This window comes from Methylobacterium sp. A49B (assembly GCF_053346215.1).
The window spans coordinates 34,914-54,131 of sequence record NZ_JBKFBO010000100.1 but is presented as its reverse complement, the minus strand read 5'-3'; the positions used below and the strand labels follow the sequence as shown (position 1 = coordinate 54,131).

Genomic DNA, 19,218 nt, shown 5'->3' with positions numbered 1-19,218 from the left:
TCCGACCTGCGACAGGTCGTCCGGGGAAAACGTGGCTCTACCGGCGCGCGCGCAAGATATCCGGCCATTCCGGAAGCGCTTTATCTGTCGATAAGTCGACAAACAACATATGTTAAGCCAAGAAAAACTGGATCCGGCTGGCGGAAAGTCGCGTCTTTGCTGTCGCATCAGGAGCCTGAAGTTCAGCCTTGAGCCGCCAAGAGCGCGGATCAGCCGCGGCTGGCGGACCGCGCCCCGTGGTGCGCTGCCGCGGCGCTCCCGAATGCCTCGAACAGGGCACGGTTGATCGGGTTCGTGGCCGGATCGTGCTCCGCGTGCCACTGCACGCCCAGCGCGAAGCCCGCGGCATCGCGGACGCGGATTGCCTCGATCGTCTCGTCCTCGGCGACCCCCTCAATCACGATCCGCGCGCCCGGCTCCAGGATGCCCTGGCCGTGCAGGGAGTTCACCCGGATCGTCTCGCGTCCCAGCAGGCGGGCGAAGGCGCCGCCGGGCGTCAGGCGGACCGCGTGGCGGTCGGCGAAGATCACCTCAAGGTCCGGATGGATCTCGCCGTTCTCCAGGCGCGGCATGCGGTGGTTGAGTCGCCCGGGCAGGGTGCGGATCTCCGGGTGCAAGCTGCCGCCGAAGGCGACGTTCATCTCCTGGAAGCCGCGGCAGATGCCGAACAGCGGCACGCCCCGCGCCACGCACGCCTCGACCAGCGGCAGCGCCACCGCGTCGCGATCCTCGTCGTAGGGCTCGTGCGCCGCGCAGGGCTCTGCGTTGAACCGGGTCGGGTGAACGTTGGCGCGGCCGCCGGTGAGCAGGATGCCGTCCACGGTGTCGAGAAGATCGCCGAGATCGGTCGCTGCCGGGGTGGCGGCGAACATCAGCGGCAGGGCACCGGCCACGTGCGCCACGGCGCGCATGTTGTTCTCACCGACGATCTGGGCCGGAAACCGGTTGTCGATCAGACGCGCGTTCCCGATGACGCCGATTACGGGTCTCGTCATCGTCTCGACTACTCCCAGGTCCGGTTCCGCCGCAGGCTCTAAAGCCCAGGCAAACCGGGCGCCAGTCCCGATGGGACATGCGACGCCCTCTGACATGCGCTGGCTCCGGCCGGCCCGGGATCACAGGATGCTGACCGCCCGCGCCTCCTTGAGCAGCTCGTCCGCCACGCGCTCCGGCGCCTCCTCGTGCGCGAGGTGGCCGAGACCGCGGATCAGCGCGACCCGGGCGTCGGGCAGGCGGTCGCGCACCGTGAAGGCAGTGTCCGGCAGGATCGCCCGATCGTCGCCGCCGACGATCAGCAGGGTGCGGGTCGCGAGCCCCGGCAAGGCACCGTAGAGCCCGGCGAGGTCCCAGTTCGCCATCATGCCGAGCGCCCCGCGGACGTGGCCCGCCCGGGCGAAGAGCCGCCGGTAGAGCTCGACCCCATGCGGGTCGAGGCGGGAGCCGGTCCCCTCGATGAGCCGCTTCGCGGCCGACCGGTCCGCCGTCCAGGCGAAGACCTTCGGGGTGAAGGGATTGAGGAACAGGAGCCGCGCCATGCTGGGGAAGAGCAGGTTGGCCGCACCCGGCAGCGGCGCGAGCGCTCCGTTGAAGGCCGCCAGCAGCTGGGGCGCGATGGTTCCGTCGAGGCACATGCGCGCCAGCACGGCCGCGCCCGCCGAGTGACCGGCCGCCAAGACTGGCGGGCGGCCCAGCGCTTCCACGAGACCCGCCACGGCGCGGGCCATGCCGGGCAGCGACAGGTCACGGTCGGGGAGCGGATCTGTGAAGCCGTGGCCGGGAAGATCCGGGGCGATAACGAAAAAGTCCCGGGCCAGCAGCGGCGCCAGGGCGCGCCAAGAATGGGTCGCCGCCCCGGTGCCGTGGAGCAGCAGCAGCGTTGGCGCCTCCGGGCGGCCGAATTCCTGGACGTGCCATTGCAGGCCCGACGCCTCGACGAAGCGGCTCGCGTCCCGATGCGGCCAGTCCCGGCCCTCACGCGCCCAATCGGGCCGGTCGGGGTCGAACGGATTCAACACGCCAGTGTCTCCCGCAGTGCATCATAATGGACCCATCCGGGCCGTGAGGCGGTGCTATCGTGCAGCCACGGAAGTATTTCGTAACTCTCAACAATCCCATGCGGAGACCGCATGCCACCGCTGAGCGCGGACCAATTGCTGCGATGCAGCAGAATGAGCATATCTCGACCGCACAAGAACAAGACGCATCGCCCGACTTTGGAGCAGGCCATGATCCTCTTCACCTCCTCGACACAGAACATCGCCGCCCCGGCTGACGGCAACTGGAGCTTCGGTTCCGTCCTCCGCGACATGCTGAACGCTTGGCTCTCGCACCACCAGCGCCTCGCCGATCTGGGGATCAGCGGCGACCTCTGAGGTCGTTCCGTCGCGGCCCTCAGAGCGCCGCCCGGACCGCCGCGCTGAGCTGACCCGCATCGGCGCGCGGTAATCTCAGGTAGCGGGCCCCCATCGCGTCCGCCACCGCCCGGGCCTCTTCGCCCCGGTTTCCGGTGTCGATCACCAGGGACGAAAGTCCGGCTGCGCGCAACGTGCGGGCTGCCTGCAGCGCTTCCGTTCCAGCCTGGCCGCGCCCGCCCTCGCCCGACCGCGCGACATTGGCGCGGCCGTCCGTGAGCAGCACGATCGCCGGCCGGCTGCCACCCCGGCGCACGCCGAGCGCCACCGCCACCGCAGCATCGATCCCCGCCGCGAGGGGCGTCCCACCGCCGCCGGGCAGCCCCGCGAGGCCGCGCTTGGCCCGGGTCAGCGAGCGCGTCGGTGGCAGGACCAGCTCCGCGCCGGCTCCGCGGAACGCCACCAGAGCCACCCGATCGCGCCTGACATAGGCCTCGGCGAGCAGCAACTCGACGGCGCCCTTCGCTTCGGCCAGCCGCTCCAGGGCCGCCGAACCCGACGCATCGACGCAGAACACCGTCGTGGTCTCGGTCCGCTGCCGCAGGATCCGGACGCGCAGGTCGTCTCGCCGCACCACTATGCGGCGCGCCTCCTCCTCGCGCCGTCGCACGGCCTGCCAGGGCGCCGCCGCCCGCAGGGTCGCGAGCAGGTCCAGGCGTTCCCGCCGCGGATCGCCCCGCCGGCTGCCGACCGGGCGCCCGGTGCGGGCCGCCGCCATCTGGCCGACCCGGCCGGCCTTCGCCCCCGCGAGGCGCGCCTGGCCGGACAGCAACTGGTCGAGGAGGTCCGGCGGGATCGCCGCGCGCACTGCCTCCAGAACCACCTCGTCGGGCACTTGGGCGGCAGCCGGATCCGTCAACTCGGCGGGAGGCTCCTCGGGTGGCTCGGCGGGCGGTGCGTCCCCGGTATCGGGCACGCCGTCCTCCGGGGCGGGCAGGCGTGTAGCCCGGGACGCCAGGACGAGGCGTCCGGCCGCGACGATCTCGGCCCGCCCGATCGATCTCTCGCCCGCGAGGAGCCGTGCCACGCGGGCCGCCAGGATCGGCCCGCGCAGCGACGCGATGCCGAAGGCCTCGGCCAGGGCGCAGAGGCGGCCGGTCGGATCGGGCTCAGCAGGACCGTCAGCGCGTTCCGGCTCCGGGGATCGGGCCGACATCTCCGCGCGGCCGAGCCCGCCCAGGTCGAGCCGGAAGGCGAGACGGTCGGCCAGGGCCTCGGCAACCGCCTCGTCGGCCTCGCCCTCGTCGAGCAGGATCAGGCCGAAGCGGGCCGGGCGGTCCGAGACGACGCCGGTGTCCAGGGCAGCCGCGAGGCGGGAGGCGGTGCCGGCGGGCAGGCGCTCCGCCATCGGTACCACGACGATCCCGCCATTGGCTTCCGAAAGAAGACCGGCCCGCGGGACCGGACGACCGGCCGCCAGGGTCGCGGCGAGGTCGAGGCCCCCGAGAAGGGCGTCGTCGCCGATGCCGGGGGGCAGCCGCCGCCAGGGCGTTCCGGGCGGCATGGCCGCCCGCAGGATGTCGAGCCAGCCCTCGCGGACCGGCCCGGGGGCGGCGCGCAGCACCGCGCCGCCGCAGGCGGGCGGGTCGGCGGCGATCAGGCGAGCCGCGAGACAGGCATCCTCCCACCGGCCGGGCGCGCTGCCTTCCTCTCCTGCGAGAGGGAGGCGCGGTGTGCCCGTCACGCAAACACCTCGGCAAGTGCCCGTTCGACCCGCGCCGTGGAGCCGGATTCGTCCAGCGGGTTCCGGCGCAGCCTGTGCCGCAGGGAGGCCGGCGCGATGCGGCGGAGCTGGTCGTCGGTAACCGCCTCCGCGCCGTCTAGGGCCGCCAGGGCGCGGGCGGTCCGCATCAGGGTCAGCTCGCCGCGCAGGCCGTCCGTGCCGAGGGCGAGACAGAGCCGCGCCGCGCGTTCCAGGGCTGCGTCCGGCACGCGCACGGACGACAGGCGTTCCCGGGCCAGCAGGATCCGCTTCTGGACCTTCCGATCCTCCGAGGCCTGCGCGGCGCAGAAGGCCGCAGGGTCCCGCTCGTAGGCGTCGCGGGCGCGCACCACCGCGATCCGGGTGGGGATGTCCTTCGGGGTCGTGACCTCGCAGGCGAGGCCGAACCGGTCGAGGAGCTGCGGGCGCAACTCCCCCTCCTCCGGATTGCCCGACCCGACCAGTACGAATCGCGCCGGATGACGGAGGGACAGTCCCTCACGCTCCACCGTGTTGACGCCGGAAGCAGCCACGTCGAGCAGGAGATCCACGAGGTGGTCCTCGAGGAGGTTCACCTCGTCGATGTACAGGAAACCGCGGTTGGCCCGGGCCAGCAGCCCGGGCTCGAAGGCCTTCACGCCGGCGCCGAGCGCCCGCTCCAGGTCCAGGGTGCCGACCACCCGGTCCTCGGTGGCGCCGAGCGGCAGGTCGACGACCGGCACGGGCCTTTTATGACTCTTGCGCGGGGCGCCCGCCGCGCAGTGCGGGCAGGATTCGGCGGGGCTGTCGGGATCGCAGTTGTAGGGGCAGCCGATGACAGCCCGCATCGGCGGCAGCAGGGCGGCGAGCGCCCGGATCGCCGTTGACTTGCCGGTGCCGCGGTCGCCGAAGACCAGCACGCCGCCGACGGCCGGATCCACCGCCGCGATCAGCAGCGCCTGGCGCATCTCGTCCTGGCCGACAATGGCCGAGAAGGGGAAGGTGGGCACGCAATGACTCGATGCTGCGGGGGCATCCAACCCACCCCCTCATCCTGAGGTGCCGCAGCGCAGCGGAGGCCCCGAAGGAGTCCTCCAGAAGACGTGCGATGGCTGGAGGCCTCCTTCGAGGCCCGCTGACGCAGGCACCTCAGGATGAGGGCGCGGGTGGAAGAAGGGAACTCCCGCGTGCGCTTACTCCGCCGCCTTCTGCCGCAGCCCGATCCGTCCCCAGATCGTCGAGAGTGCCTCGACCAAGTGGGCGATGTCGGCATCCGTGTGCAGCGGTGACGGGGTGATCCGCAGGCGCTCGGTGCCGCGGGCGACCGTCGGGTAGTTGATCGGCTGCACGTAGATGCCGAACTCGTCGAGCAGGGTGTCGGAGATCGCCTTGCACAGCACCGGGTCGCAGACCATCACCGGCACGATGTGGCTGTCGTTCGGCATGGTCGGGATGTCGGCGGCCTCCAGGGCCTCGCGGACCTTCGCGACGCGCTCCTGATGCCGGGCACGCTCGGCGCCGCTCGCCTTCAGGTGGCGGATCGACGCCGCCGCGCCGGCCGCCACCGCGGGGGGCAGCGAGGTGGTGAAGATGAAGCCCGAGGCGAAGCTGCGCACGAAGTCGCAAAGCTTTTCGGACGCCGTGATGTAGCCGCCGTGCACGGCGAAGGCCTTGCCGAGCGTGCCCTCGATCACGTCGAGCCGGTGGGCGACGCCGTCCCGCTCCGAGATGCCGCCGCCGCGGGCGCCGTAGAGGCCGACCGCGTGAACCTCGTCGAGGTAGGTGAGCGCCCCGTGGGCCTCGGCCACGTCGCAGATCTCGGCGATCGGCGCGATGTCGCCGTCCATCGAGTAGACCGACTCGAAGGCCACCAGCTTCGGCCGCGACGGATCGATCAGGCCGAGCTTCCGGTTCAGATCCTCGGGATCGTTGTGGCGGAAGATGTGGCGCTCGGCGCGGGAGAACCGGATGCCCTCGATCATCGAGGCGTGGTTCTCGGAATCGGAGAAGACCGCGCAGTTCGGCAGGCGCGACGCCAGAGTCCCCAGTGCCGCCCAGTTCGACACGTAGCCGGAGGTGAATAGCAGCGCCGCTTCCTTGCCGTGGAGGTCGGCGAGCTCCTGCTCCAGCAGCACGTGGTAGTGGTTGGTGCCCGAGATGTTGCGGGTGCCGCCGGCGCCGGCGCCGCAGCGGTCGATCGCCTCGTGCATCGCCCCGGTGACCGTGGGGTGCTGGCCCATGCCGAGATAGTCGTTGGAGCACCAGACCGTCACGGGCCGCGTCCCGCCCGCATGGTGGTGCGTGGCGTGCGGGAATTTGCCCGCGTGGCGCTCGAGGTCGGTGAAGACCCGGTAGCGGCCCTCCCGGTGAAGTCCGGCGATCTCAGCCCCGAAGAACTTTTCGTAGTCCATGTCGCCTCTCCCCGAATTCCCGCTGCGGGTTGATCCCGCCTGTGACACCGGACTTCGCACAAGACCAGTTCCAAACTGGTGGACGTGCGTCGCCCGGCTGTGATCCCTCGCCCTACACCCGATCCGGCTTTCTGGCCGCCTCCCCGGGCGCCCGCGCCGGCAGGCTCCAGCGCCACAGCTCCGCCGAGGGCAGCGGAAGCATCAGGAACCAGTGCTCCAGGGTGGCGAGCGCCGTGAGCGTCGCCAACACCGTGAAGCCGATCAGCTCGTGCTCCAGCAGGTCGGCGCCGAGCGCCGCGCGCCCGAGCAGCGCCGCCGCGATGGTCCCGAGGCTCACCGAAACCGGGAACAACAGGTTCATCGGCTTGCGCGACAGGTAGCAGGCCAGATAGCCGAGATGGTCCGGCAGGAACTCGGCGTGGAGATTGCGCACCCCCAGGAACAGGTTGAGCCGGGCCGAGAGGTTCATCACCACCAGGGTGCCGTAGGTCCACAGGGCGAAGCGGTTGGGGCTGCCCCAGACGAGCGCCAGGATGGCCAAGCCGCCGACCACGATGGCGAATTCGTGCCACAGGCTGGTGGCGAGCGCCGCGAAAAACCGGTCGACCCCCCGCACCCCCGGCGCGCAGGCGACCGGCCGGGGCCCCGACAGGAAGCCCATGTAGTAGCTCATCTCCTGCCAGCCCCAGACGATCAGCGCCGCCGTGAAGGCCGTGTAGGCCCCCGTCGCGCTCGTGTCGGCGGCGCTGGAGCGGATCGCCACCAGGGCGACGGCGAGCAGCAGCGTCGCCCCGGCCATGCTCCACGGATGCGTCCGCCGCGGGGCGTGGTCGAGCAGCAGGATCAGCCCGGTGGAGAACCACCAGAGCAGCACCGCGTAGAGCACCGGGGCGGCGTAGGTCCCCATGCTACCAGACCGGCTGGAGGCGGATGTCGGCCGGCAGGGCGTTGGCCTTGACGGGCAGGAGGTAGAGCCGCGCGAAGGTCACGGCCGCCCGGGCGGCATGGACGCCCTGCAGGACCTTGCCGATGAGCCCACCCTTCGCCTTCGCGTCGGCGATCGCCCGCGAGCAGGCGAGCAGCCGGTCGAGCCCCGCCTTGAACTTCGGGTTGTCGATATCGAGCTCCAGCGGGAAGGTCTGGCGGGAGATCTCCGAGGTGATCCGGAAGACCTTGAAGTCGTAGTCGCTGGGGTCGACCCCGAGGGCGGCGTGGAAGGCCGGGCGGTGATGGTCGCGCACGTACATCGTGGCGAAGACCGCCAGCAGGAAGAACCGGATCCAGTAGCGGTTCACGCCGCTCGTCAGCTTCGGGTTCGCCCGCATCAGGAGCGCGAAGGCCTCGCCGTGGCGGAACTCGTCGTTGCACCACAGTTCGAACCACTTGAAGATCGGGTGGATGCGCCGCTCCGGGTGCCGCTCCAGCTCGCGGAAGATTGTGATGTAGCGGGCGTAGCCGATCTTTTCGGACAGATAGGTGGCGTAGAAGATGAATTTCGGCCGGAAGAACGTGTATTTCTTGGACTTGGTGAGAAAGCCCAGGTCCACGCCGATGCCGAAATCCTTCAGCGTGTCGTTGATGAAGCCGGCGTGGCGCGCTTCGTCCCGGCTCATGAAGCCGAACAGTTCCTTGATGTCCTTGTTCTTGGCCCGCTTCCTCATCTCCGCGTAGAGCACGCAGCCGGAAAATTCCGCCGTGATGGACGAGACCAGGAAGTCCAAAAACTCCTTCCGCAGCTCGGGCTCCATCCGCGACAGGTCGCAGTCGAACTCCTCGTTGCGGGTGAAGTGGCGCTTGTTCGGATCGGCGCGCAGCTCGGCGATCAGGATATCCCAGTCACGCCGCACCGGCTCGACATTCGTGCGGTCGAGCTCGTCGAAGTCGGTCGTGTAGAAGCGCGGGCTGAGGAAGGTCGTCTCCTGGGCTGCCCGTGTCGATTCGTTGACCGGAGTCTTCGGGATGGGCTGGCCGGAGGGTGGCGGGACGGGTGCGTTCACAGCTTCCTCCTCTCGGAAAAGCTGACCTCGTAGAGTTCGGTCAGCTCAAGATGGGCGATGAGCTTGGTCCAGGCCCGCTCCAGCGGGCCGGCCCGGGTGACGGTGGCAGTGCGGCGCACGCTGAGGCGCTCGCCGTAGGGCACCGAAGTCGGCGCGTCGTGAACCTGGACCTCGTCGCCGGGCTCGATCTCGAAGCCGGCATCCAGGGTGACGTGCGCGTGCAGGCTCTCGGGTGTCTGCTCGATTTCAACCGTGCAGGGCACGGTGACGGTGCGGCTGCCGAAGAGACCCATCACCGGGTCTCCGTGGCGGGCACGCCCGGGGCGGGCATCAGGCGGGCGAAGGCGCCCGCATTGGTCGGCCCGAAGGCCTCCAGCGGCACCCGGCGGCCGGTGGCCTCGTCGGCCAGCGCGAGGCGGCCGTCATCATAGCGGGTCAGGCTGAAGGGCTTCTCCGGCCCGAGGCCTTCGCGCTGGCGGGCCTGGGCGAGGCCCCGCAGGGTCCCCCTCAGAAAGCCGTCCTCGCCAGGCCGGACCCAGGCGACGATGTGCCGGTCGGCGACGTCACGCAGGGCGATCGAGCCGTCGACCTGATCCTCGGCGCGGAATTCCAGCCGGGCCACGGGCTTCGCGGGCGGCAGGGCGACGAGGCCGATCTTCTCGCTCCGGCCGACCAGGACCGCCAGCATGGTGAAGCCCATCATCGCCCCGACGCCGATCATCAGCAGCGCCGGCGCCGGTCCCGTCGTTCGGCCGGTTGTGTCCGCCCGATCGCCCATCGCCCCCTCCCTTATTCGGCCGCGACGAGGCGGCCGGGATTCTCGTTTGCCGGGCCCAGCCGGGCGACCCGGACCGGCGGCGCCGCACCGTCGGCATGGGCCGCGAGCGCGCGCGCCAGCAGCGCCGCCGCCGCGTCGGCCTCCGGCACGGACCGGAGCATGGGCTCAGTCCGTGCGAGACGCCAGGGCCGGGCATGCGGCCAGAGCTGAAGGTAGGCGATGCGCAGGCCCGGCCGCAACTGCAGCGGTACGTCGCCGCTCCCGTCGGTGAAGGCGCGCAGGGACGCGGTCTCGATCTGCGCGAAGGGCAGGTTGTGGGTCACCGGCAGGGCAATACCGGCCTGCAGCACGATTCGACGATTGGTGATCGTGTAGATCGTGGTGCGGTGGGTGAGCCACGCCAACAGCCACAGCAGTGCGAGCCCGACCGCGCCGACCATCAGCGTCGGTCCGACAACCTTGAGCGCTGCCCCTGGCCCGCCAGCGGCCAATCCGAAGGCCAGGGCGCAGATCGCGAACCACGCGATCACCAAGCGTGCGTGGAACACCCGCACGAGCAGGCCCGATGTGGTCGGCGCTCCCTGCCACAGGATGCGCTCGCCCGCCGGCAGCGGGCCGGGCAGCCCCCGCAGGGTGCCCTCGGGGAGGAAGTCGCCGCTCATATCAGGGGCTCCGCGCGGGCCGGCGTGGCGTAGAGCGTGCCGGCGCCGAAGTAGGACATGATCCGCTCCTCCTCCAGGAAGGTCACGCTGTCGGGGTCGCGGGTGGCCGGGATGTCGGCGAACTGGCTGGCGAGCAACGCCTCGGACTTCACCGTCTTGGTGAAGCCGCCCGCCCGGCAGAAGGTGGCCGGCATCAGGCGGCGGCCGCCGGTGGAAAGCTCCACCTCGTAGTAGCGGATCAGCGACTCGCCGCGGTCGACCCAGACGTCGCTGACGACGCCCGCCACGGCGTTGTCGGTGCCGAACACCGTCATGCCGATCGGGTTCGGTCCGTCCTCGTGGATGACGAAGTTCTTCGCCACCCGGAGGGGCACGATACGGATCTCCTCGTCCCAGGTCCGGTCATGGACATCGTGCCGCAGCACCCAGGAGCCGGGGCCGACGCCGGCCTGAAGCGACGCATCCGTCCGCTCGTAGGGCGCGCCCGGCCAGGGCTCGACCTTGCGGGCCGGGATGCCGGTCTCGATGTCGTCGCGGCCATGGACCGCCTGCGGCGCGTAGGTCGTCTCCCCGCCGGGCAGGTGGAAGGCCTTCGACCGCGGGATCAGGAAGGGATCGACCGCCTTGCGGCGCCCGACGGCCTCGTTCTCGAGGGGATAACCCTCCCGTCGGTCCTCGCGGCGCAGCCAGAACACCAGCCCGGCGAAGAAGAAGAAGAACGCGTAGAGCACGACCTGGGCGACGTCGACATAACCCGTAAGTGCGCCGGTTGGCATGGCTGTCCTCCCCGTGTCTCAGGCTGCCCGGCCGGCAAGATCGCCGCCGAGCCGGTGTTGCGTCTCCGCGCGCGCGTCCTCCCGCACCAGCGGCCCGAGGGCCAGGAGCGCGGCGAACAGCAGGGCGATCTCGATGTGGTAGACGATCAGGTAGCCGATCGCCGGTTCGTTCATGCCCTCGCCGAGGACCCCCGACTGGGCAATGGCGCCGCCCACGTCGCGCACGAGGCCGCTCGCGGCGATCGACAATCCGGCGGCCGTCGCCTGCACGGCGCCCCAGGCGCCCAGCGCGAGACCCGTATCCTCCGGACCGGCGCGGTTCATCGAGGCGGTGAGCGTGCCGTGGGCGAACAGGCCGCCGCCGAGGCCGATCAGGCTCACGCCCGCGGCGAACAGGTCAGCCGAGGCCAGCGGCGCGGCGAACACCACCGCCGAGAAGGCCAGGATGCCGATCCCGGCCCCGACCGCCGACACCCGGAACGGATCGCCGCCGCGGTTGAGCCAGCGGGCCGCGATCAGGAGGCCCAGGCCGCCGCCGGCCGCGAGCAGCGCGGTCAGGGCCGTGGTGGCGGCGACCGACAGATGCAGGATCTGGCCGCCATAGGGTTCGAGCAGGATGTCCTGCATCGAGAAGCCAGCGGTGCCGAGGCCGATCGCCATAAGGCGTCGCCGGGCGGTGCCCTCGCCGGCGTAAGCCTTCCAGGAGGCGCGGAAGTCGCGCTGCGGCGCCGCGCGGGTCCGGTTGGGATCGCGCGGCTCCTGCTTCCACAGGGCGATCCCGTTGAGGATGATGGTGACCAAAGCCGCGCCCTGGATCACCTGGATCAGCCGCACCGGCGAGAAATGGGCCAGGAACAGGCCGAACAGCACGGCGCTCGCCATCATGCCGAACAGGAGCGCCGCGCAGAGCAGTGCCACCACCTTCGGGCGCGCATGGGCGGGGGCTAGGTCGGTGGCGAGCGCCAGCCCCACGGTCTGGGTGGTGTGGAGCCCTGCGCCGACCAGCAGGAAGGCGAGCGCCGCCGCGAGGTCGCCGACCCAGAGCGGCCCGGTCGTGTCGCCCGACAGGATCAGGAGGGCGAACGGCATGATCGCCAGCCCGCCGAACTGGAGCAGCGTGCCGAACCAGATGTAGGGCACCCGCCGCCAGCCCAGCACCGAGCGGTGCGTGTCCGATCGGAAGCCGACGATCGCCCGCAGCGGTGCGAAGATGAGTGGCAGGGCCAGCATCACCGCGACGATCCAGGCCGGGACGCCCAGTTCGACGATCATCACCCGGTTGAGGGTCCCGATCAGCAGCACCGCGGCCATGCCGACCGTGACCTGGAACAGGGCGAGGCGCAGGAGGCGGCCCAGAGGCAGCTCGACGGTGGCGGCATCCGCGAAGGGCAGGATCGCCGGGCCGAGGCGCATGAGGGCGGCGGTGAGTTTTTGGGACGCGGTGCTCATGCTTGCACCCCGGGCGCCGCTGCATCCCCTCCCCCCTCTGCGGGGGAGGGTGGCCCCTGCGTCAGCAGGGGTCGGGAGAGGGGAGCGGCGGTGCCGGAGAGGTCGCGACGGGCGTGAAAACCTGAACCGTCGCGCTGCCCCTCTCCCCCCCTGCTGCGCAGGGTACCCTCCCCCGCAGAGGGGGGAGGGAGGGTGCGCGTCAGCGCGATGGCGTTCGAGAGATAGAACCCGCTGTTGATCCGATGGCTCTGCGCCCAGGCGAAGCCGTCGAGGGCCTGTTCCGAAGAGAATCGCCGCCGCAGCCCGCGCTCGGTCACCGGCACGATGGAAGGCGAGCGGTCGCTGCGCGGAAAGAACTGTCCGGCTGCGTGCATCAGCGTCAGCAGCGCGGTGCGGGGCGCCACCGTGAACAGCACCGACCCGTCCGTGCGCGCGCCCAGCACGGCCAGCGCCCGGGCGATGTCGCCGGCGCGGTAGTGGATCAGCGAATCCATCGCCACGACGTGGTCGAAGCGGCCGAGCGCCGGATCGAGCATGTCGCCGACCCGGAAGTCGATCCGTCCGGCTCCGGCGATCGCCGGAAGCCGCTCCTGCGCCAGCCCGATCAGCGTCGGCGAGACGTCGATCGCCACCACCTCGGCCCCGCGCCGCGCCGCCTCGACGCTCAGCGCGCCGGTGCCGCACCCGGCATCGAGCAGGCGCAGGCCGGTCATGTCGGCTGGCAGCCAGGACAGCAGCGTCGCCCGCATGGCGTCGCGCCCGGCCCGCACGGTGGCGCGGATCCGGCTCACCGGGGCGTCCGAGGTCAGGCGCGACCACGCCTCGACCGCGGTGCGGTCGAAATAGGTGGTCAGCTCGCCTCGGCGAGCGTCGTAGCTGGCGCTGGCCATCAGTCGAATCCCAGAAACTCGAACAGGTCGCGGTCCTTCATGGGCTGTGCCTCGCAGGGCTCGGCGCCGGCCCAGAGGGTCTCGGCGAGCCGCATGTACTCGGCGGTCACGGCATCGAGCTCGGGTGAGGAATCCATCTCGAACAGGGTCGATTTCTTGAGCCGCGAGCGGCGGACCACGTCGAGATCGGGGAAGTGGGCGAGGCGCTTCAGCCCGACCGCGTCGTTGAACCGGTCGATCTCGTCGGTCTTGGCCGAGCGGTTGGCGATGACGCCGCCCAGCCGCACGCCGTAATTCTTGGACTTGGCGTGGATCGCCGCGACGATCCGGTTCATGGCGAAGATCGAGTCGAAGTCGTTGGCGGTGACGATCAGCGCCCGGTCGGCATGCTGGAGCGGCGAGGCGAAGCCGCCGCAGACCACGTCGCCCAGCACGTCGAAGACGACGACGTCGGTGTCTTCGAGGAGGTGGTGCTCCTTGAGAAGCTTCACGGTCTGGCCGACCACGTAGCCGCCGCAGCCGGTCCCGGCGGGCGGGCCGCCGGCCTCGACGCACATGACGCCGTTGTAGCCCTCGACCACGAAATCCTCGACGCGCAGCTCCTCCGAGTGGAAGTTCACCGCCTCCAGGGCGTCGATCACCGTGGGGGCGAGGCGCTTGGTCAGCGTGAAGGTCGAGTCGTGCTTCGGGTCGCAGCCGATCTGCAGGACCCGCTTGCCGAGCTTCGAGAAGGCCACCGACAGGTTCGACGAGGTGGTCGACTTGCCGATCCCGCCCTTGCCGTAGACCGCGAAGACCTTGGCGGTCTCGATGCGGATGTCCGGATCGAGGGCGACCTGGACGCTCCCCTCCTCCTTCCGGGCGACGACGGGATTGCGGATCGCGATGTTCATGCGGCCACTCCTGCGGTGACGCCTTCCAGGCGGTCCTCCAGCTCCTCCTCGGCCCGGTCGAGGGCGTCGCGCATCTCTGCGTCAGGAGTCCAGAAGCCGCGGCGGTGCGCCTCGATCAGCCTTTGGGCGACCTTGGCGGAGGCGGTGGGGTTCAACGCGGCCATGCGCTCGCGCATGTCCTTGTCGAGGACGTAGGTCTCGGTGATCCGCTCGTAGATCCAGGGCTGGACCGCGTTGGCAGTGGCCGACCAGCCGACCGTGTTGGTCAGGTGAGTCTCGATCTGGCGGACGCCCTCGTAGCCGTGGCCGAGCAGGCCCTCGTACCATTTCGGGTTGAGCATCCGGGTGCGCGTCTCCAGCGCCACCTGCTCCTCCAGGGAGCGGACGCGCCCCTCCCCGCGGGTCTGGTCGCTGATGTAGATCGGCACCGACTCGCCCTTGGCCCGGGCGACCGCCCGGCCCATGCCGCCGAGCCCGTCGAAGTAGTGGTCGACGGAGGTGACGCCGACCTCGACCGAGTCGAGGTTCTGGTAGGCCATGTCGACGGAGGCCAGCACCGCCTGCATCAGGGCGCGCTGCGGCGCCGGGCGGCCGGTTCGGCCGTAGGCGAAGCTCTTGCGGCGCGAGAAGGTCTCGCAGAGTTCCGCGTCGTCGTCCCAGTTCCCTGAGTCGACGAGGTGGTTGACGTTGGCCCCGTAGGCGCCCTCGGCGTTGGAGAAGACCCGCAGCGCCGCCGTCTCCAGGTCGCAGCCCTGCTCGGCCTGGATCGCCAGAGCGTGCTTGCGGACGTAATTCTGCTCGAGCGGCTCGTCGGCGGTCGCCGCGAGGTACGAGGCCTCGGCCAGGAGCTTCGTCTGCAGCGGCAGCAGATCCCGGAAGATGCCGGACAGCGTCACCACCGCGTCGATGCGGGGGCGGCCGAGGGTCTCCAGCGGGATCAGCTCGGCGCCGCTGAGCCGTCCGTAGCCGTCGAAACGGGGTGCGGCGCCGATCAGCGCCAGCGCTTGGGCGATCGGCCCGCCCTCGCTCTTGAGGTTGTCGGTGCCCCACAGGACGAGGGCGACGCTCTCCGGGCAGGGCTTCCCGTCCGCCGCGAAGCGCTCGAGGATGCGGGCGACTTGCCGGGCGCCGTCGGCCACCGCGAAGGCCGAGGGCAGGCGGTAGGGATCGAAACCGTGCAGGTTGCGGCCGGTCGGCAGGACGGCCGGGTTGCGCAGCAGGTCGCCGCCCGCCACCGGCGGCACGAAGCGGCCGTCGAGCGCCCGCAGCAGGGCCGGAACTTCGTGATCCCGGGCGAGCAGCCGGTCGGTCTCGGCGAGGTTTTTGAGAACTTCGCGGGTCGCCTCGTCGGCGGGTAGGCCGGAGGCCTTCAGTGCCGCCTCGGTCCCCTGCCCGGCGACCAAGGCCTCGATCCCGGCTCGCTCGGGGCGCACGCCGTGCGCCGATTCGGCGAGCGCCAGGAGCAGGTCGACCCGCTCCTCTTCCGGCGTCCCTTGCCCGACCACGTGCAGACCGTGCGGGATCAGGGTCTGTTCAAGCTCCTGAAGGGCGGTCCAGAGGCCGGAAACCCGCGCTTCCAGATCGCCGCTCCAGGCTGGCTCCGCGCTCACGAGATCGACCGCCGCGCCCTGATCCTGGATCAGCCGGGCCAGCGTCTCGCGCTCAGCCCCCGCCTCGGGGCCGAGTCCGCGCCAGCGCTCGATCGAGCTCTTGAGGTCGATGAGACCGCGGTAGAGGCCGGCCGCCGCGAGGCTCGGGGTCAGGTAGCTGACCAGCGTCGCGGCCGAGCGGCGCTTGGCGAGCGTCCCCTCGGACGGGTTGTTGGCGGCGTAGAGATAGACGTTGGGCAGCGCCCCGATCAGCCGCTCCGGCCAGCAGGCCTCGGACAGGCCGGTCTGCTTGCCGGGCATGAATTCCAGCGCCCCGTGTGTGCCGAAATGCAGCACGGCGTCGGCGGCAAAATCCTCGCGCAGGTAGCGGTAGAAGGCCGAGAACGCGTGGGTCGGCGCGAAGCCGCGCTCGAACAGCAGCCGCATCGGGTCGCCCTCGTAGCCGAAGGCCGGCTGGATCCCGACGAAGATATTTCCGAATCGTGCGCCCAGCACGAAGAGTTCGGCGCCGTTGGTCTGGTGGCGGCCGGGCGCCGGGCCCCACTGGGCCTCGATCTCGGCGAGGTGGGGCTCGCGCCGCAGATGATCCTCGGCCGGGATGCGGGCGTGGACGTTGGCCTGGGTGCCGTAGCGCTTGGCATTGCCGTCGAGGATCGCCGCGCGCAGGGCGTCGACGCTCGCCGGCACTTCGACCATGTAGCCGTCCGCCGCCAGCCCCTTCAAAGTGTTGAGGAGCGAGGCGTAGACCGACAGGAACGCCGCCGTGCCGGTGGCGCCGGCATTCGGCGGGAAGTTGAACAGCACCACGGCGAGCTTCCGCTCGGCCTTCGCGGTCCGGCGGAGCGACACCAGCCGCGCCACCCGCTCGGCGAGCCGGGCGGCGCGCTCGGGGTGAACCCGCATGTCCCGGGCGTTGTCGGCGCCGGAATTCGCGGAGCGGCCGCCGAACACCATCGGGGCGGTGGCGCCGTCGAGTTCGGGGATCGCGACCATCATGGTCGCCTCGACCGGCGACAGGCCGCGGTCGCCCGCCTCCCACTGCTCGAGCGTCTGGAATTCCAGCGCCTGGGCGGCGAGATAGGGCACGTCGAGCCGGGCCAGCATCGCCTCGGCGGCGGCGGCGTCGTTGTAGGCGGGCCCGCCAACCAGCGAGAAGCCGGTGAGCGAGACCATCGCTTCGATCGCGGCGCGCCCGTCCTTCATGAAGAAGGCGTCCACCGCAGGGCGGTTGTCGAGGCCGCTGGCGAAGGCCGGCACCACGTCGAGGCCCTGCGCCTCCAAGGCCGCGATGACGCCGTCGTAATGGGCGGTGTTGCCGGCGAGCACGTAGCTGCGCATCACCAGCAGGCCGACGCGGCCCCTCGCGCCGGGGAGCCGCGGCAGCCGCGACGGGTCGGCGCCGATCCGGCCGGGCAGGCGCGGGTGGTAGAGGCCTGTCTCGGGGTAGTCGAGGGGGGGCGGGGCGGCCGGGCCCTCGCGCCAGGCGGCCCGCTCGCCGGCCGCGTAGCGGTGCACGAGGAAGCGGACCAGGGCGGCGACGTTCTCGTCCGAGCCCGCGAGCCAGTATTGCAGGGTCAGGAAATAGGCGCGCACGTCCTGAGCCGAGCCCGGGATGAAGCGCAGGATCTTCGGCAGCTTGCGCACGAGCGCCATCTGCCGGCCGGCATTGCCCTGCTGGCCGGGCTTGCCGCGCAGCTTCTTCAGGAAGTCGAGGGCGCTGCGCTTGGTGCCGCTCATGTCGAAGCGGCCGAGCTTCGTGGCCTTCACCACCTCGCCGGCCGAGAGGCAGCCGACCATCGCGTCGCAGCCGTCCCGTCTCGCGGCGAGCGCCGGCAGGATCGCCCGGACATGCTCGTCCATGAACAGCATGGCCGAGAGCACGATGTCGGCCTGCGCGATGTCGGCCCGGCAGGCCTCCAGGGTCGCGGGATCGTTGTCCCACTCGGCGGCGGCGTGGAAGCCCAGGATCAGCCCGGGCATCTCGGTCCGGAGACGCAGGCGCGCCCGTTCCACCGCGCTCGCCAAGTGATTGTCGAGCGTGACGATGACGACGCGGATCGGCGGCCTAGCGGCCGTAATGCGCTTTGGCATCGTAGAGGGTCTCGACGGTGATGAGCGGCAGGTGCCGCTCCCGGGCGAAGGTCTCGGTGTTGGTGCGCGCCTTGCCCCGCACGAAGAACGGGATCTTCTTCAGTTCCTTCTCGGCTTCGGGCGACCAAGCGGCCTCCCGATCCAAAAGAATCGGAACGGGCGCCGGCGTCGGAGGGGTGTCAGCCGGCGCCCGTTCCGCGGCCTCAAGCGCCCCGTCCGCCGGAGTCCCGAAGGACTTGCCGCCGAGATGCGAGGGGCCGACGCCGTCGTGGAATTCGGGATCCTCCCGGAACATGCCGAGGAGGTGCTCTTCGAGGCCCATCATCAGCGGATGGACCAGGGTGTCGAACAGGACGTTGGCGCCCTCGAAACCCATCTGCGGCGCGTAGCGCGCCGGGAAATCCTGGACGTGGACCGGCGCGGAGATCACCGCGCAGGGAATGCCGAGCCGCTTGGCGACGTGGCGCTCCATCTGGGTGCCGAGGACCAGTTCCGGCGCGGCCGCGCGGATCGCCGCCTCGACATCGAGGTAGTCGTCGGTGATCAGCGCCTCGAGGCCGTGCTCGGCCGCCTCGGCGCGAACCTCGCGGGCGAATTCGCGGCCGTAGGTCCCGAGCCCGACGACGGTGAAGCCCAGCTCCTTGGCGGCGACCCGGGCGATGCCGATCGCGTGGCTGGCGTCTCCGAACACGAAGACACGCTTGGCTGTGAGATAGGTCGAGTCGACCGAGCGGGAGTACCAGGGCAGCCGCGAGCCGGGCCCGTCGAGGACCGGCGACGGGTCGATCCCGGCAAGCGCCGCCACCTCCTCAACGAAGCGGCGCGTGCCGCCGACGCCGATCGGAACGGTTTGCGTAAACGGCTGCCCGAAACTCTTCTTCAGGTACTCCGCGGCCGAGCGGGCGGTCTCGGGATAGAGCACGACGTTGAAGTCGGCCTCCCGGAGCCGGCCGAGATCGCCGGGCGTGGCACCCAGCGGCGCGACGACATTTACCGCGATGCCCAGCGAATCGAGCAGCCGGCGGATCTCGATCAGGTCGTCCCGATGGCGGAATCCCAGCGCCGTTGGACCCAGAATATTGCAGAGCGGTTGCTGTCCAGGCTCACGGGCGGAGCGCGATCCGGGGGCTCCGGCGAGCGCCCGGACGAGGCGGTAGAAGGTCTCCGACGCGCCCCAGTTCTCCTTCTTCTGGTAAGCGGGCAGCTCCAGCGGAATCACGGGGATCGGCAGGTCGAGGGCTTTGGCGAGCCCGCCGGGATCATCCTGGATCAGCTCGGCGGTGCAGGAGGCGCCGACGATCATCGCCTGCGGCTGGAAGCGCGCGTACGCGGCCGAGACCGCCTCCTTGAAGATCTGCGCGGTGTCGCGGCCGAGATCCTGCGCCCGGAAGGTCGTGTAGGTCACGGGCGGGCGCGCGTCCCGCCGCTCGATCATGGTGAACAGCAGGTCGGCGTAGGTGTCGCCTTGGGGCGCGTGCAGCACGTAGTGCAGCCCGGACATCGCCGTCGCGACGCGCATCGCGCCGATGTGGGGAGGTCCCTCGTAGGTCCAGAGGGTGAGCTGCATGG

17 protein-coding genes are annotated in these 19,218 nt (G+C 70.9%); 1 reads left to right on the top strand and 16 read right to left on the bottom strand.

The genetic code is table 11. From position 1 onward, the window contains the following. Positions 1–209: 209 nt before the first annotated feature. Both ACLBX9_RS17050 and bchO read right to left on the bottom strand, forming a co-directional pair. Positions 210–995, bottom strand: a complete 786-nt coding sequence (locus ACLBX9_RS17050; RefSeq protein WP_039894371.1) for a gamma-glutamyl-gamma-aminobutyrate hydrolase family protein — start codon at positions 993–995, stop codon at positions 210–212. A 120-nt stretch (positions 996–1,115) separates the two neighbouring features. Beyond that, positions 1,116–2,015, bottom strand: coding sequence for an alpha/beta fold hydrolase BchO (gene bchO, locus ACLBX9_RS17045; RefSeq protein WP_447719786.1), 900 nt, complete (start codon positions 2,013–2,015; stop codon positions 1,116–1,118). A 210-nt stretch (positions 2,016–2,225) separates the two neighbouring features. On the opposite strand from bchO, the gene ACLBX9_RS17040 reads away from it, so the two are divergent. Further along, positions 2,226–2,372: a hypothetical protein gene (locus ACLBX9_RS17040; RefSeq protein ID WP_010686344.1), complete on the top strand. Its 147-nt coding sequence runs from the start codon at positions 2,226–2,228 to the stop codon at positions 2,370–2,372. A gap of 19 nt (positions 2,373–2,391) precedes the next feature. On the opposite strand, the gene ACLBX9_RS17035 is transcribed toward ACLBX9_RS17040, so the two are convergent. From ACLBX9_RS17035 to bchB, 14 genes are all read right to left on the bottom strand, one after another. Next, complete coding sequence (locus ACLBX9_RS17035; protein ID WP_447719785.1) at positions 2,392–4,095, bottom strand: magnesium chelatase subunit D; 1,704 nt, start codon at positions 4,093–4,095, stop codon at positions 2,392–2,394. After that, positions 4,092–5,102, bottom strand: a complete 1,011-nt coding sequence (gene bchI / locus ACLBX9_RS17030; protein WP_039894372.1) for a magnesium chelatase ATPase subunit I — start codon at positions 5,100–5,102, stop codon at positions 4,092–4,094. Before bchI ends, ACLBX9_RS17035 begins: the two co-directional genes overlap by 4 nt. 183 nt (positions 5,103–5,285) lie before the next feature. Further along, positions 5,286–6,503: a 5-aminolevulinate synthase gene (hemA, locus tag ACLBX9_RS17025; protein WP_010686347.1), complete on the bottom strand. Its 1,218-nt coding sequence runs from the start codon at positions 6,501–6,503 to the stop codon at positions 5,286–5,288. 112 nt (positions 6,504–6,615) lie between these two features. After that, positions 6,616–7,410, bottom strand: coding sequence for a putative photosynthetic complex assembly protein PuhE (puhE, locus tag ACLBX9_RS17020; protein WP_447719784.1), 795 nt, complete (start codon positions 7,408–7,410; stop codon positions 6,616–6,618). A 1-nt stretch (position 7,411) separates the two neighbouring features. Beyond that, positions 7,412–8,500 carry a magnesium-protoporphyrin IX monomethyl ester (oxidative) cyclase gene (gene acsF, locus ACLBX9_RS17015; protein WP_010686349.1) on the bottom strand — a complete coding sequence of 363 codons (1,089 nt, stop codon included), beginning with the start codon at positions 8,498–8,500 and terminating at the stop codon, positions 7,412–7,414. Further along, a complete protein-coding gene (locus ACLBX9_RS17010; protein WP_447719783.1) occupies positions 8,497–8,793 on the bottom strand; it encodes a hypothetical protein in 297 nt (98 codons plus the stop codon). The genes acsF and ACLBX9_RS17010 overlap by 4 nt, the downstream gene beginning before the upstream one ends. Continuing rightward, positions 8,793–9,278 carry a photosynthetic complex assembly protein PuhC gene (gene puhC, locus ACLBX9_RS17005; RefSeq protein WP_010686351.1) on the bottom strand — a complete coding sequence of 162 codons (486 nt, stop codon included), beginning with the start codon at positions 9,276–9,278 and terminating at the stop codon, positions 8,793–8,795. Before puhC ends, ACLBX9_RS17010 begins: the two co-directional genes overlap by 1 nt. Positions 9,279–9,289: 11 nt before the next feature. Further along, positions 9,290–9,940 (bottom strand): photosynthetic complex putative assembly protein PuhB, encoded by a 651-nt coding sequence (gene puhB, locus ACLBX9_RS17000; protein WP_010686352.1) that lies wholly within the window; start codon positions 9,938–9,940, stop codon positions 9,290–9,292. Beyond that, positions 9,937–10,716: a photosynthetic reaction center subunit H gene (puhA, locus tag ACLBX9_RS16995; RefSeq protein ID WP_010686353.1), complete on the bottom strand. Its 780-nt coding sequence runs from the start codon at positions 10,714–10,716 to the stop codon at positions 9,937–9,939. The genes puhB and puhA overlap by 4 nt, the downstream gene beginning before the upstream one ends. An 18-nt stretch (positions 10,717–10,734) precedes the next feature. Next, entirely contained in the window at positions 10,735–12,165 is a 1,431-nt protein-coding gene (locus tag ACLBX9_RS16990) for a BCD family MFS transporter (RefSeq protein ID WP_447719782.1), read from the bottom strand. After that, a complete protein-coding gene (gene bchM / locus ACLBX9_RS16985) occupies positions 12,162–13,055 on the bottom strand; it encodes a magnesium protoporphyrin IX methyltransferase (RefSeq protein ID WP_447719781.1) in 894 nt (297 codons plus the stop codon). The genes ACLBX9_RS16990 and bchM overlap by 4 nt, the downstream gene beginning before the upstream one ends. Continuing rightward, the gene (bchL, locus tag ACLBX9_RS16980) at positions 13,055–13,948 is read right to left on the bottom strand and encodes a ferredoxin:protochlorophyllide reductase (ATP-dependent) iron-sulfur ATP-binding protein (RefSeq protein WP_010686356.1); all 894 of its coding nucleotides are present in this window, start codon (positions 13,946–13,948) and stop codon (positions 13,055–13,057) included. The genes bchM and bchL overlap by 1 nt, the downstream gene beginning before the upstream one ends. Continuing rightward, complete coding sequence (locus ACLBX9_RS16975) at positions 13,945–17,649, bottom strand: magnesium chelatase subunit H (RefSeq protein ID WP_447719780.1); 3,705 nt, start codon at positions 17,647–17,649, stop codon at positions 13,945–13,947. The genes bchL and ACLBX9_RS16975 overlap by 4 nt, the downstream gene beginning before the upstream one ends. After that, entirely contained in the window at positions 17,624–19,216 is a 1,593-nt protein-coding gene (gene bchB / locus ACLBX9_RS16970) for a ferredoxin:protochlorophyllide reductase (ATP-dependent) subunit B (protein ID WP_447719779.1), read from the bottom strand. The genes ACLBX9_RS16975 and bchB overlap by 26 nt, the downstream gene beginning before the upstream one ends. Positions 19,217–19,218 lie beyond the last annotated feature (2 nt).